The sequence below is a fragment of the Shewanella sp. SM55 genome (assembly GCF_025654025.1).
GTDB lineage: Bacteria > Pseudomonadota > Gammaproteobacteria > Enterobacterales > Shewanellaceae > Shewanella > Shewanella oncorhynchi.
The window spans coordinates 141,949-156,568 of sequence record NZ_JAKKRS010000003.1; the positions used below are offsets into that span (position 1 = coordinate 141,949).

11 protein-coding genes and 1 riboswitch are annotated in these 14,620 nt (G+C 43.2%); of the genes, 6 read left to right on the forward strand and 5 right to left on the reverse strand.

The window, feature by feature from the left end; translation table 11 throughout:
- The first annotated feature begins 44 nt into the window (after window positions 1-44).
- From L5L91_RS05995 to L5L91_RS06005, 3 genes are all read left to right on the forward strand, one after another.
- Entirely contained in the window at window positions 45-1,265 is a 1,221-nt protein-coding gene (locus L5L91_RS05995; RefSeq protein ID WP_131525493.1) for a phosphoenolpyruvate carboxylase, read from the forward strand.
- Window positions 1,253-2,125 carry a hypothetical protein gene (locus tag L5L91_RS06000; protein ID WP_263163602.1) on the forward strand — a complete coding sequence of 291 codons (873 nt, stop codon included), beginning with the start codon at window positions 1,253-1,255 and terminating at the stop codon, window positions 2,123-2,125. Before L5L91_RS05995 ends, L5L91_RS06000 begins: the two co-directional genes overlap by 13 nt.
- A 401-nt stretch (window positions 2,126-2,526) precedes the next feature.
- The gene (locus L5L91_RS06005) at window positions 2,527-3,771 is read left to right on the forward strand and encodes a dicarboxylate/amino acid:cation symporter (protein WP_263163601.1); all 1,245 of its coding nucleotides are present in this window, start codon (window positions 2,527-2,529) and stop codon (window positions 3,769-3,771) included.
- Between the two features lie 115 nt (window positions 3,772-3,886).
- Here the strand turns inward: L5L91_RS06005 and L5L91_RS06010 are convergent, their stop codons facing one another.
- Entirely contained in the window at window positions 3,887-4,378 is a 492-nt protein-coding gene (locus tag L5L91_RS06010) for a TIGR00645 family protein (protein WP_105250244.1), read from the reverse strand.
- A 394-nt stretch (window positions 4,379-4,772) separates the two neighbouring features.
- On the opposite strand from L5L91_RS06010, the gene L5L91_RS06015 reads away from it, so the two are divergent.
- The gene (locus L5L91_RS06015; protein ID WP_263184485.1) at window positions 4,773-5,342 is read left to right on the forward strand and encodes a DUF7010 family protein; all 570 of its coding nucleotides are present in this window, start codon (window positions 4,773-4,775) and stop codon (window positions 5,340-5,342) included.
- A gap of 386 nt (window positions 5,343-5,728) precedes the next feature.
- Here the strand turns inward: L5L91_RS06015 and L5L91_RS06020 are convergent, their stop codons facing one another.
- From L5L91_RS06020 to L5L91_RS06030, 3 genes are all read right to left on the reverse strand, one after another.
- Entirely contained in the window at window positions 5,729-7,213 is a 1,485-nt protein-coding gene (locus tag L5L91_RS06020) for a hypothetical protein (RefSeq protein WP_263235897.1), read from the reverse strand.
- Between the two features lie 93 nt (window positions 7,214-7,306).
- Entirely contained in the window at window positions 7,307-8,296 is a 990-nt protein-coding gene (locus L5L91_RS06025; RefSeq protein WP_263184484.1) for a nuclease-related domain-containing protein, read from the reverse strand.
- 643 nt (window positions 8,297-8,939) lie between these two features.
- Entirely contained in the window at window positions 8,940-9,932 is a 993-nt protein-coding gene (locus L5L91_RS06030; RefSeq protein ID WP_263145585.1) for a class 1 fructose-bisphosphatase, read from the reverse strand.
- Between the two features lie 266 nt (window positions 9,933-10,198).
- Between L5L91_RS06030 and L5L91_RS06035 the strand changes: the two genes are divergently transcribed.
- A complete protein-coding gene (locus L5L91_RS06035; RefSeq protein WP_263235899.1) occupies window positions 10,199-12,511 on the forward strand; it encodes a S9 family peptidase in 2,313 nt (770 codons plus the stop codon).
- A gap of 88 nt (window positions 12,512-12,599) precedes the next feature.
- Here L5L91_RS06035 and arcA read toward each other — a convergent pair whose 3' ends face one another.
- Window positions 12,600-13,316, reverse strand: a complete 717-nt coding sequence (gene arcA, locus L5L91_RS06040; protein WP_006080127.1) for a two-component system response regulator ArcA — start codon at window positions 13,314-13,316, stop codon at window positions 12,600-12,602.
- Between the two features lie 588 nt (window positions 13,317-13,904).
- On the opposite strand from arcA, the gene L5L91_RS06045 reads away from it, so the two are divergent.
- Complete coding sequence (locus L5L91_RS06045) at window positions 13,905-14,339, forward strand: DUF3293 domain-containing protein (RefSeq protein WP_173247481.1); 435 nt, start codon at window positions 13,905-13,907, stop codon at window positions 14,337-14,339.
- Window positions 14,340-14,439: 100 nt separating this feature from the next.
- Window positions 14,440-14,614: riboswitch (Lysine riboswitch) on the forward strand.
- Window positions 14,615-14,620: the final 6 nt, after the last annotated feature.

Below are 14,620 nucleotides of genomic sequence, written 5' to 3' on the forward strand. Positions count from 1 at the left end.
GGCACTGTTAAACCTAGGTAAAAGCTGTGACCAAGGAGGCCATGATGAGCAGTAACTTACATCAGGCGGGTGTGAAACTGCTCAAGCAGTTAGGTCGCCATGCTGACATCATTATGGACACCTATTTGGCGGGCTCTCTTAATGAGGATGCGCACGATCCAAGCGTGGTCGAAAAGCTTAAACAGGCGGGGATTTTATGGCGGCCAGAGCCAGATCAGGAGCTGCGGCTTAAGCGTTCTGTGCGAGCCTTGCTCGAAGAAGGCTTAAGTGACGAGCGCAATCGCCAAATCGACTCTAATGTCGGCTCCGCCTTAGCGACCATTAAAACCTTGGCCGACCATTACAAAGAGGCGCGTCATAGCTCAGATTACAGCGCGGCCGAGGCCTATTTATCAGATTTAAGCGAGCATGTTTATAGTTTCGCCGACAGTCTGCGTTATTCAATCCGGGTGCTCTGGGGCCGCATTAATAACGAGTTCGGTTACGTTGGTACGATCAACGCTAAGATCCGCGAAAACGAATTAGCTCAAAGCCAAGTGTCTGAATTGCTTAATGGCTTAGAGATGTTCCAGTTTAGTGAGCTAGGCGAAATTGCTGGCGATATCCGTGAACTGCGCAAGCTCTTAGTGACGACTTTGCAGGAAACTATGAGCGACTGCGCCCAGGAACTGAGCGTAGTGCAGGGGCGTTTACTCGAACTCTTAGGCCGCTTCAGACAAATCCGTGGCCGTACCCGTTTACTCAAGGGCTGGTTGCTCTACACTGATTTGCATCCGGATTATCGGCCTGCAGACCATGTGTCCCACAAGGAAATCCCGAGTCTATTCAATCGCGCTGAAATCTTGCTCGCGCCTGCTGCGGTAGATGTGCATAACGCCAGCCAAGAACTGGAGTTGATGGGCATAGTCGCGCACATTAAAGCTATCAGCCGTCATCCCGTGATTGCGGCGGTTCGTGAGCATGATGTGTCCGTTTCTATCACCCAAAGTGAAGACTTTGATGTGCCGGATAATCCGCTCAAACAAGCGGTGGATGAGTATTTCGTCGATGTGATTGAGTCTGGCCTGCGCCAATCGGCGCTGGAATATCTGGCGGATAAAGCACTGCCTTGGGACGCTGAAAGCTGGATTTATCAAGTGATTGGTGGCTACGAAGGTCTGCCCGATGAGCACAAAGCGTATTTTGAGCTTGAGCCATTGGGCGAACCGCATCCCATCTATAGCGGCAACTTTATCATTCGCGATGTTGAGTTATGGCTCGCCTAGGCCAACAACAATTACAACTGTTGGAGAACGCTTTTATTAAGCGTTCTCCCAAGGTTAAGCTCACGGCTAACTGGCGCGCTATTTACCGCGAGTTAGAAGTGGGTGAGTTAGACGGATCCGAAAAGTATCTGTGTTTTGCGCCCAAAGATTTTGAACTGCTAAGGCAAAGCGTGTTGGCGTTAATGGGGCTTGATTTAAGGCAGCTTGATTTTAATGTCGATCGCATGGCGATGTCCGCCAAAAGTCACGATGAAAAGCTCGCTAAGATCCGCCCCGAAGCCGAATACGTTTTGATGAAGTATCTAGGTTTCGAATCTTCACCAACTGGGATTTCAACTCGCACATCACTGCGAATTCCTTTGGATGAAGCACAAAAGCATTGCCATGAACTCAATGTCGCAGCCATCCTAGTGGTTGAAAATTTGGATGTATTTGATGTTATCTATCAAGCGCGTTTACCACAGGATTTAACTCATGTGATGGTTATCTACCGAGGTAGCGGTCATCATTCCCCGATTGGCGTGCGGCATTTTTTGCAAGCGATGGCAAATAAATTACCGATCATTGCCTTTACCGACTTAGATCCCGCAGGGTTACAAATCGCCCATACTTTAATGGGCGTGACCCATTGCCTTGTGCCACAACTTGCGCTGACAGCACCTGCTGAGTTATTGGCAATAGCACAAATTAATTCTACTGATGATTTCGACAAGCAAGCGAAACAGGTTAAGTATTTACAAAATACCGAGTTAAAGCATTGGCAAAAATTAGCCGTTTGGCTAAATCAACACCAGATTAGTATCAAACAGCAACACCTGCTGGCTCACGGACTTGAACTAGTGTTAGTGCCATATATTTAGCTGTCATCCCTTTCATCTCTCTGCTTTACTGTAATCAACTGGTTTTAAATCCTGTTATAAATTTAAATTCAGTTATTAAGTCTGAGTTTTATCTGGCTATTGTTTCTTATATGTTTAATTTGATGTTATTTGGTGTTTATTTTGTTTATTTATACTGGTTTAAATATATTTTGTTAGTGCTCAAATATTGTGCTTATAAATTTTTTATGCTTTAAAATCAGTTTGTTACTATTTTTCTGTGATGGTGTTAACTTAATTCAAGATGAAAAAATGAAATTTATTCATTGAATTAACTGCTAGCATGTTTCACTATCCCCGCCTGAGCCAAAAATGGATTGGCAATTGTGCTCATCATGGAAGATGAATAACAAATAAATGACCTTTCTGGGGAAATCACAAGCATGATGAAATCACTTTCGACGCGGATCTTTATTGGTCTGTTTGCCGGCCTTATTTTCGGCACAATAGTGCAATACTTCTTAAACGATATCGGTTTTTTCTCGGGCAATTTAGTGGAGCTTGCCGGTGGCGTTGGCACTATGTTCGTCAATATGATCATGATGTTGGTTGTGCCACTCGTGTTTGTGAGCATCGTTTGTGGTGTCTGTGAGCTGCAAGATCTTAAAAGTTTTGGCCGCTTGGGCGGTAAGACCTTCGGTTTTTATATCATCAATACCTTTGTCGCAATTGCGACCGCATTATTAGTGGCACTGCTACTCGAACCCGGTAAAGGTGTAGATATGAGCAGCACGGATGGTGTAGCCATTACCGCTACTGAATTGCCAAGCCTGATGGCATTAGTTGTCGACATAGTCCCACGTAATCCTGTGACGGCTTTTATGTCGGGCAATATGCTACAAGTGATCTTTATGGCCTTGTTGCTTGGCGGTGTGATTAAGTCCCTTGGGGAGCATGTTGCGGGTGCTGTCCAAGGTTTTCAAACCGCCAATAAAATCATGATGAAACTGATTTCTGTGGTGATGAGTCTTGCGCCCTATGGTGTATTTGCCTTGATGTTTAAACTCGGCGCGACCTTAGATGCAGGTGTGTTTATGAGTGTGGTTGAGTATATGGTGCTGATCCTCGCGCTGCTGCTACTGTGGATTTTTGTGGTTTATCCTATGGCAGTGGGGATATTTACCCCAATCTCAGCCAAAACCTTCCGCGAGAAGACCCAAGAGCAAGTGCTGTTTTCACTCTCGACTGCAAGTTCAAATGCGACTATTCCCGTGACCATGCGTACTTTAACGGACAAGTTAGGCGTGAACCGTGCTGTTGCTGGTTTTGGCGTACCGCTGGGTGCGACCATGAACATGGGCGGTGTGGCGATTTATATCACTATTGCGATTTTCTTTGTCGCCAACGCCTTTGGCATGCCCATTACCACTGAGCAATTGCCTTCGCTGTTATTTAGTGTTTTCCTATTATCTGTCGGTGCGGGTGGTGTTCCCGGTGGCGGCATGGTGATGATAGGTGTGTTAATCCATCAAATGGGTTTACCGATAGAAGCCTTTGCCATAGTGGCGGCCTTAGATCGGATTATTGATATGGTGCTGACATCCTGTAACGTGGTTGGTGATACTGCGGTGTTGACCATAGTGGATCAAACCGAGAAAGTGCATCAGCTTGAGTCAGCGAAGAGTTAATGTGCCATTAAGTCGTATTTTATAAAAACAAAAGCCACTGAAAACAGTGGCTTTTTTTATATTCACTATGCTGGTATTGATGCGTTGATAGGTTGGCATCAACTATGTTAGCCCATTACTTAGTGCGAGTAATTTTATCCAGATAGCCCATGGCAAACGCTGATAATACAAAGGTGATGTGTATTAACAGATACCACATGATTTTGTCGTTATCGATATTTTTCACATCCATAAAGATTTTCAGTAGGTGAATCGACGAAATCGCCACAATCGACGCCGCCACTTTGTTTTTCAGTGAGCCTGAATCTAATTTACCCAGCCAACTTAGCTTCTCACTGTCTTCGCCTACATCCAGCTGCGAGACAAAATTCTCGTAGCCAGAAAACATCACCATCACAATCAGGCCGCCCACGAGGGTGATATCAATCAAGGACAGGGTCACCAGCACTAAATCCACTTCCGTCATCTCAAAAATGATCGGCAGAATATGGAAGATCTCTTGGAAGAATTTAATGCCTAAGCCTAATAAAACAAAGCTGAGTCCCAAATAAATTGGCGCCATAATCCAGCGCGATGCATACATTAATTTTTCAAATATTTGTTCCATAATCCATTAAACCCTTTATCTAAAATGCGGTAAAAAATCGAGTCACTAATGACTAAAACAGTAACATAATGCACTTTATGCGCGCTATTACCCAATCACAAGGGCGTGAGTTATATGCTGTTATTGTGTTTTTTTTGTAACCTCTGTAGTTATTTAACCCTATTTGGGTGTTAGTGGCGCCACATCGTTTAATTTGCACTGCCTTTGATATGTCTGATCGTCGCTTTTTTCAACCTAATACCAAGCAAATTCAGCCATGGATAATCATTTTTCTCGGTATTTAGGGCTTTGATGAAGGAGGTGACATTTGTCATCCTAGATTGCTGACAACTCACACTGCCGTGATGGACATTTTACGCAGATACTTAAGTCATCTAAACAAGGAGGCTTAATCATGCAACATAAATCACTGGACCAACAATTAATCGAATACCGTCAACAACGTGCTTTAGCTATGCCCTTATCCGGCATGATTGTGTGGAGCTTATTGTTTGTATTGAGCTTTGTATTATCTCCTTCGCAGTTGGTGATGGCGGTCTTTATCGGTACTGGTTCTATTATCTACCTTGCCATGGGTATTTCGCGGCTGACGGGCGAGAATATCTCGTTTAAGAAAAGCGCTGAGCGTAATTGGTTTGAGACTGTGTTTCTCGCTGCGATGGGGATGAGTTTTTTAACCTTTAGCATCAGTATTCCCTTTTTTATGGAAAATTATCTAGCTTTGCCTTTCGCCCTTGCGGTGCAAACAGGTTTAATGTGGTTAGTCCACGGTGTTTTAGCTGCGCAAAAGGTGGCCATAGTGCATGCGATAGTGCGCACCTTAGCCTGTGTGGCAGCTTTCATGCTCTGGCCCGAGCTGAGCTTTCAAATTCAGCCTCTAATCGTGGTGTTTTGTTATGGTTTTTCAATTCCTGTGATGCAGCGCCGTTGGAAGATTCAGCAAAATCTGTGTGCTAGCAATTAGTGGGTTATCTTTGGGTTATTGTGTAGATTTTGGCTTTGCGGCCTAATGGCCGAGGTGAATCAAAGTCGTGGGGCTTCACCCCACACCCGACCAAGGAGGACTGCTCGTCCTATCCTCCTTGGATTCTCCAAGACGCTCCCAACGGAGTTGAAAGCCCCTTGGGCATTTAGCGTCCTTATGCTATCGCGTCAGACGCTCATCCCTGATTCGACTGACGCTATCTCGGCATCCATGCCTCGCTCACGCAACGAACGCAAATGCCCTGCGGCAACTCCGAGGGGAGGGTGAACTTCTGTGATCTCGGTGTTGGCCGTTAATCCCAAAAGAGTTATGTCCCATCTTTCGTTAGTATGTAAATATATTTACACTTGTTTACTTTAAAACCCTTATTTAAATATTTCTTTAATTTTTGCTAATGAACTGACTGTTTTATCTAAACCTTCATGTGCTGGAGTTTTATCACCGTGTTTCTTATCCAGAGTGTCAGAAGCATTTGAAGCAACTGCATCAATAGCTGCACTCAGTAGTTTATGAAGTAGTTCCTCTTTTCTCTCTTCACCTAAGCTATCGATTTGATTTTTGAAGCTTTGATAAGATTTTGCTAAGGCTTCTTTATGTGCATATTCTTGTTGAAGTCGTTGCGCTTCGCTTCTCCGTTTTGAAGCAAAAAGTGCAAGCCATAATACAGGTAAAATTATGGGTAATTTATGAGTGAAGTTACTCAATAAATTTCTAATGTCCGTAACATCAACAAATTTTATTACTTCGTTTGCAGTCCAGAGACTGTCAATTGTAGAAATAAAAGCTGTTATGGACAGAATTAAGATTGAAAGGTAAAACAATATAGAATATTGCTTTATTGGCTTTGCAAATGATTTCCTCATTGCTCGATATGCAGCCGCTAAGCCTGCACTGGTTGCGCCGGGGAGGAGTTCTTCAATTTGCTCATTGAGTGCTAAATATCTGTCTTCTTGTTTAGTTTTGAAATCGTCTAGGTCTTTCTGTCTTGATGTTATTTCACTTTTCAACCCTCCAATAGAATTGCCATCTTTATCTTTTCTTCCTATGACATCATTATAAAATGTACTTAAATATGAGAGCTGTTTTTCAGCATTATGGAGTAATTCATCAATTTCTTTAGCTTGCTTTTTAACATCTTCTTTTGCTAAAGATACTTGCGATATAATTGAATCGCTGCCGTTTTCCAATAGTTCTGAGTGATATTCAGTTATTTGTTGGTAGTATTTTTCTAGAGTTGATACCATCTCATTTATTTTAGTTTGAATTGCTTCTTCATATTCAGTGCCATCAAAGTATTCTTGCCTTAACGTTTCAATATCTTCATGTGTAGCTTTTAACTCTTTAAACTGATTTTCGAATTTATTTTTTTGTTCTATAAATTCATCTGAGACATCCTTAAATTCTCTATGGTATTCCAAAGCTTGATGCTTAAATGTTTTTAGCCCATCAGAAATGGATTTTTGATAACTACGAAATCCAGCATGAGCAGCTTGCGCTGCTTCTCCTGACTCTACAACATACGGTCTAACATAAGTTAGTAGATTATCTGCATTAGTATTAGCATTGACAATATGTTGAATATTTCTATTGTTATAGTAATTTGCCACTTCCATCACACAAGGTTGACATTGGTTGTAGAAGTTTGTCCATGTTGAAGTTGGTACAAGTTCTTGATCTATTACTTTAATTAATTGATCAAGGTAGTTTACAACCTTTTTTAATCGAGCCACCTCTTCCACATCCGTTGTAATGCTTTCATCGTCAACTTGTATGTCCTCGAGCTTTTCTTTTAATTCAAGCCAAAGTTTTTGAAATGGATGAATGTCAAATTGTTCTTGCCAACGACTCATTATTAAAACTCCTAATTGATTTTAGTTAAATCTTAGCAATTTTTAGCGTTGAAAAAGTTCTTTATTTATTGTCTCATTAATAATTTATCATTTCTAAATAATTCGCTGGTCATGATTGCAATCTTTACATGTTAGAGTGTAAATCTCATTGCGTTTTTTTATTTTGATATTTTTGCTTTGGCACTGTGGGCAGGCTTGTTTCATTGGCGTGTTTTTAGTGCATTGGTTGCATTTGATGTAGTAACCAAACTTACCGTACATTGGGGTGTAGTTTGTTGATTCTCCGCAATGTTTACAGCTAAGAATGCTGTGTGTAGTAGATTGCGTTATTGCTTGGGTTTGAGCTTCAACTGCTTTGTTAACTTCAAAGTGTGCGATAGGCTCTCTGACTTGTTGTGTCTGCGGGAGCGTTATTTCATTGGTTGATTTATGTGGTTCTATATGTCGATCGATTAAGAAATTGGTAATGGAATTGAGTTCTTGTTGATTAAAGTCGGGGCGGGTGTCGCTTACATTTATAATGCGCATGAACTTACTTTTAAGATTCATGATTTTTTCAAGTTTATCGACTAAAAACTCTGTTTTAACTAACAACTCAGAAATGGTCGTTGGCATAGTATCTCTGTTGATTACCGCATCACTTGAGACCGCGCACACATGGTTCCAGCAACGCATACTAAAACTTTGTTGTCTTATACCAAGTAATTTTCCTAGAATTTCACTTCTATGCTGTTTTAGCATTTCTTTAAGCAGTGCTTGTTGTAGTTCAACTTGCTTGATAGGAGACGGCATACCAAACCATTTACTTCCGTGACTGCGAGTCCATTCACCCTGTTGGTTCACATCCACATGGCCTTTTATGCTTTTAGATTCAATTAAAACAAAGCCATAGGGGTAAATGATTAAATGATCAATTTGCGCGGTTTCGTCATTAAAGGTGAATCGAAAATCATTGATAACCAACACTTCTGGATGATCTTTGAAGGCGCGGCGTAAATAGAAGGCAACATCCTGTTCTTGTTTTTGACCCGCAATCGTTTGTGGTGTTTGGGAATTTTGAAGTGTTTTAGTTTTTAGAATCATTTATCAACAGCATCCATTCATAACTTGATAATAATCAGCCTCATAATACCCACTTTGCCATTGAAAGATAAAGACAAAAATCGCTAAACGTTAACGTAGCTCAAAGATGGGAAAGTACAAATCTTTGGGGAGTTACAGCCAACACAGAAGTTACAGAAGTTCACCTTCCCCTGCGAAGTTGCTGAAGGGCGTTGAAGAAAATCGCGTGACCCAGACAGGACGTCTGCGTAGCTTTCGGGGGGAAGGGACGCCCCATCGGAAGCGTTAGCGATTTTCGAATAAGCACGAAGCCAGTATTCAATGCATGTAACTTCGCTAGGGGCGTCTTGGAGAATCCAAGGAGGATAGGACGAGCAGTCCTCCTTGGTCGGGTGTGGGTTGAAGAACCACGACTTTGATTCACCTCGGCCGTTAGGCCGTAATTATTAATCGCGATTCACAGCGATAACTTTGTTCGCGAGACACCAAACAAATCATCACAATTGATTGAGGGTGAAGCCCCATGACGTTAAACTTCTCGGCCGTAAGGCCGCAATTACTCCGGCGGTAAAGCCGTATAAAACCCAAATGTCGCATTCTGCGACAAAAAAGCCACTGTGGTCAGTGGCTTTCATCATAAAAATCAAAATCTAAGCGATTCGGCTTACTCTATATTTGGCTCTTCGCTGTAATCAATACCGTGGTAGCTCAGGCAAGCGTCGACTTCGTTGCTGCTGCCTAGGATGACGGCAACACGTTGGTGAATTTGTGTTGGTTGAATATCCAAAATGGTTTCATAACCGGTAGAAGCCTTACCGCCAGCTTGTTCGACTAAGAAAGCCATTGGATTGGCTTCGTACATCAAGCGCAGTTTGTACGGTTTTTTAGGATCTTTATTGTCGGTTGGGTAGGTGAAAATACCGCCACGTGATAGCACGCGGTGTACATCGCCGACCATGGCCGCAATCCAGCGCATGTTGAATGATTTTTCGCGTGGGCCAATTTTACCGAGCAGTAAATCGGCAATATAGGTTTGCATTGGCGCTTCCCAAAAACGTTGGTTCGACATGTTAATGGCAAATTCGGCTGTGTCTGGGCTAATGCTCATGGCGGCATTCGTCAGTAAAAACTCATTGGTTTCTGGGTGCAAAGTAAACAGTTGCACGCCTTGGCCTGTGGTTAATGCCAGCATGGTTGATGGACCATAAAGTACATAACCTGCGGCTAATTGTGCGCGGCCAGATTGTAAAAAACTAGTTTCAGTCAGCTCGCCAGCAGGGGCGGGCAGGACGGAGAAAATGGTGCCGACTAATGAGTTAATATCGATATTAGATGAACCATCAAGTGGATCGAAACACACCAGATATTGACCATTTCGGCTGACTTCAACCACATGATCTTCTTCTTCCGACGCTAAACCGCGCACTGTACCGTCAGCTTTTAAGGCATCTTTGAGCATGTCGTTGGTGATGATATCCAGTTTTTTCTGGGTTTCACCTTGGACGTTTTCTTGCTCAGTCGCGCCTAACACGCCCGCAAGTGCACCGTGGCGAACGGCATGGCTAATGGCTTTTGAGGTGTCGGCTAAGGTTAAAATTAGGTGGGAGAGGGAGTCGTTCACTGCCTGTGAGGTCAGGTGCTGGGCCAGAGTCTGCATGTTATGTCCTTTAGAGGTTCAACAATGAGGTCAATTTCGTTATTTGCCGCGAATGATAACTCAGTTAGTCGACAATTTCAGCGATGTTGCTGATGCTTTTAGCGAATATTAGGGCTTTTTGGGATTATTTGGATTGGGCTTGGCGCAAGGGCCTAATTTGTATCGGCATATTGCATGCTATTTCTATTTAGGGTTTGCCTCTGGCACAATGTCGGCTTGTTTTTAATCGCTGACATCTTAGGCGATTATGTTTCCAAGGAATAATAATGATTAAAAATAGGTTAACTTGGTTCCCTGCGTGCTCACTTAAGGTGCGCGCCGTTCCCCTACTGATAGCGAGCCAAATGGCCATGATTTCGACAGCTATGTTTTCAATTACCCCAGCTTATGCAATGGAAGGCGGCAAACAGCCACTGACGATTGAGCGAATGAACGCCTCGCCCGCCTTAGCAGGCACCAGTCCTCGAGGTTTGAAATTGTCACCCGATGGTCAGCGTGTCACTTATCTTGCGGGCCGTAAAGACAATCAAAACTTTTATGATCTCTGGCAGATGGATGTAAAGACGGGAAAATCTAGCCTATTGCTCAATGCCGATAAGTTGGCAAGCAATGAATTATCCGATGAAGAAAAGGCCCGCCGCGAACGCCAACGTATTTATGGTGAAGGCATTATGGAGTACTTCTGGGCCGATGATAGCCAAGCGCTATTAATTCCGGCTGCTGGTAATCTGTATTATTTTTCATTAGTGGATAACAGTGTCAGCCAACTTCCCATTGGCGAAGGGTTTGCCACAGATGCGCGCCTATCGCCCAAGGGACATTTTGTGTCTTTCGTGCGGGATCAAAATCTGTATGTGTTAGATCTGGCGACCAAAAAACTCCAAGCTATGACGAGCGATGGCGGCGGGGCGATTAAAAATGCCATGGCCGAGTTTGTCGCTCAGGAGGAAATGGATCGCATGACAGGTTATTGGTGGGCGCCCGATGAATCGGCCATCGCCTTTACCCGTATTGATGAGTCCGGTGTCGAGCAAGTAACCCGTAACGAAATCTATGCTGATGGTATTAAACTTACTGAGCAGCGCTATCCCTATGCCGGCAAAAACAACGTCGATATCGCCCTCGGTGTGGTCACGTTAAAAGATAAGGCTATCAATTGGGTGACCCTGCGCGAAGAGAACAGCGAAGACAATAGCAAAGATATTTACCTGCCGCGGGTCGATTGGCTGCCCGATAGCAAACATTTGTCGTTCCAGTGGCAGAGTCGCGATCAACATAAGCTAGATTTGCAACTGGTGGCGTTAGATTCACTGACTAAGCCAAAAACCTTAGTGAAAGAACGCAGTAACGCTTGGGTTAATCTCAATAACGATCTGCATTTTTTAAAGCAGCAATCGGCTTTTATTTGGGCATCTGAGCGTGATGGTTTTAATCATCTGTATCTGTTTGACTTAAAAGGTAAACTCAAAACGCAATTGACTCAGGGCGAGTGGGCTGTCGATGCGTTGGAATACATAGATGAAACCGCTGGTTGGGTATATTTCACTGGCCGCAAAGATACGCCAATCGAGAAACAACTTTATCGCGTGCCTTTAGCGGGTGGCAAGGTTGAGCGGGTAAGCAAGCAAGCGGGCATGCACGATCCTGTGTTTGCCGACAATCAAAGTGTGTATCTGGATTATTTCAATAGCTTATCTCAGCCACCGCAGATCAGTTTACACGGTGACAAGGGCCAACAACTGGCTTGGGTTGAGCAAAATGAAGTCAAGCAAGGCCATCCTTTATATGACTATGCGGGTCTGTGGCAAATCCCTGAATTTGGTGAACTGAAAGCCGAAGATGGCCAAGTGTTACAAACCCGTTTATTCAAACCTGTTCCCTTCTATGCGAGCAAGAAATACCCTGTCGTAGTGCGGGTTTACGGTGGGCCGCACGCACAGTTAGTGACCAACAGTTGGACCGAGCAGGACTACTTTACCCAGTATCTGGTGCAACAAGGCTATGTGGTGTTCCAGTTGGATAACCGCGGCAGCGCCCACAGGGGCACAAAGTTTGAGCAAGTGATTTACCGTCATTTGGGTGAAGCTGAAGTCAAGGATCAAAAAGTGGGAGTGGACTATTTACGGAGTCTGCCATTTGTCGATGCCGATAATGTAGCGATTTACGGCCACAGCTACGGCGGTTACATGGCCTTGATGAGTTTATTTAAGGCGCCGGATTACTTTAAAGCCGCGATTTCGGGTGCACCTGTAACCGACTGGCGCTTATATGACACCCATTATACTGAGCGTTACTTAGCCCATCCTGAGGGGAATGAAAAAGGTTATGAAGCCAGCAGCGTGTTCCCTTATGTGAAAAACTATCAATCGGGTCTGTTGATGTATCACGGCATGGCCGATGATAACGTCTTGTTTGAAAACAGCACTCGGGTTTATAAGGCGTTGCAGGATGAAGGGAAATTATTCCAGATGATCGATTATCCTGGATCTAAACATTCGATGCGTGGCGAGAAAGTACGTAATCACTTATATCGCTCACTGGCAGATTTCCTCGATAGGCAGTTGAAAAACGCCAAATAGCAGGCATAAAAAAACCAGATCCTAGGATCTGGTTTTTTTGAATCGATTCTTATCAAACCAATTAATGCGGATGTTGCTTAGCGGGCGATTAGCCTTCTAAGTTACCGCAAAAACGATAGCCTTCACCGTGAATAGTCGCGATGATTTCTGGCGTATCTGGTAAGCTTTCGAAATGCTTACGGATACGACGGATAGTCACGTCTACAGTACGATCGTGTGGCTTAAGTTCACGGCCAGTCATTTTCATCAGTAGATCGGCACGAGTCAAAATTTTGCCTGGGTTTTCAACAAAGTGCAGCATAGCGCGGAACTCGCTACGTGGCAGTTTGTAAGATTCACCCTGTGGGCTCACTAATGAACGGCTGTTGATCTCTAAGCTCCAATCATTGAAGCGGTAGTATTCTACTGAGCTCTTTTCTTCGACTTCAGCGCCAGCGCTGTTGACACGAGTCAGAAGGTTACGAGCACGAATCGTTAATTCACGTGGGTTGAACGGCTTGGTAATATAATCGTCCGCGCCAATTTCAAGTCCAAGAATTTTGTCGACTTCGTTGTCACGACCTGTCAGGAAGATAAGACCGATGTTGTTGATTTCACGTAGTTCACGTGCCAACAATAGACCATTCTTACCTGGCAAGTTAATGTCCATAACGACCAAGTTAATTTTGTTTTCCTGCATAGCCTTATGCATTTCTGCGCCATCATTGGCCTCAGTTACCACATACCCTTCTGCCTCGAAAATACTTCTCAGCGTGTTACGGGTAACGGCTTCATCTTCAACGATCAGAATGTGCGGATTTTGCATATTATTTACCTAAATTTTAATCAGTTTATACTAACCAATAAGAGCAACTTACTTCGGGCTCTTATATTCATAAAAGCGTTGATACTTCCTTGAACTGCTTTGTGCTCAAAAGGAAAATCTTTACGGTGACATCTATATCTGGATGTAGATTAAGTGCACGTTTAAGTGTAATACGAGAAAACGTAATCAGTACCAACTTCGATAAGCAATAGTTAGAATAAGTTCCTTAACTATTGTTTTTTTTAAATGTTTAAAAGACAAATCAAATGTAGAACAGATTTTAAACAGATGCCCGGTCAGTTCACGTTACTTTAAGCGATATATGTAACAAACTGTATTGAACGATAAGCATCTTGCTCAATCTGTTTCAACTCACCAGTACGTACATTGTACTCGTTTTAGTCATTTGTTAACAAATGAAATGTTAACAAATTTTAGGTGAGCAGGGGTTTTTACCATGATATTTACTTTAGCTATTGATTAGTATAACTAATGTATTTCTTATTCCTGTGAGCCAGTTCACGCCTCTTTGGATTTTACAATCACTCTGCTACACTAGCTTGGGTTCATTTTTCGACTAGACTACCAATGGACAATACGACTCAAAATTTGTGGCAATGTTACCAAGCGCCGTTGTTTCTGCTGACTCAAGCATTATCCTGTGATTTTTCCTTTGCTGTTATTACCGCTCATAATCCCGCTTCAAAGCTTCTCTCTCCTAGCCAAAACCGTTTACTCGATCGCCAACTTCTCCGTGAAATTGAATTACTCGGTAGCCCTTATCGTGCTTTAGTGGGCGCAGCACCGGATTTATCCCACATGGAAAAAAGTTGGGCCGTGTTTATCGATAGAACGATGGCATTGCAATTGGGTAAGAAATTTAATCAATATGCGATTTATGTTGTCGAACAAGGGGATGTGAGCTTAGTGCCTTGCACCTTGGATGGACATGATGAAGTGTGTTTAGGCAAATTTAGAGATTATGTGCAGCTGGTATACGAGCTACCCGATTTGAACATTTAGTTGTTTTCAAAAGATTTTATTTAAATTGTTCATTTGTTATGAAATTAGCATTGACTTCATTAGGGGTTTATTGCTACTTTTTTCGTCCCTTTCCTAGGAAAGGAACAGAAGAGGAGCGTTAACTAGGTAGTCGGTCAGAGGAGCACAAACTCCAGCGATGACTGATGAGGGAGATTAACGCCGAGGCATAGATATGGTTGCTGCATGTTTATGTCGGTCGCTCAGGCTGAATCCTGACGATTGTCACCTGTAATTGGTGGAGAGCTTCTGGTGACGATTGC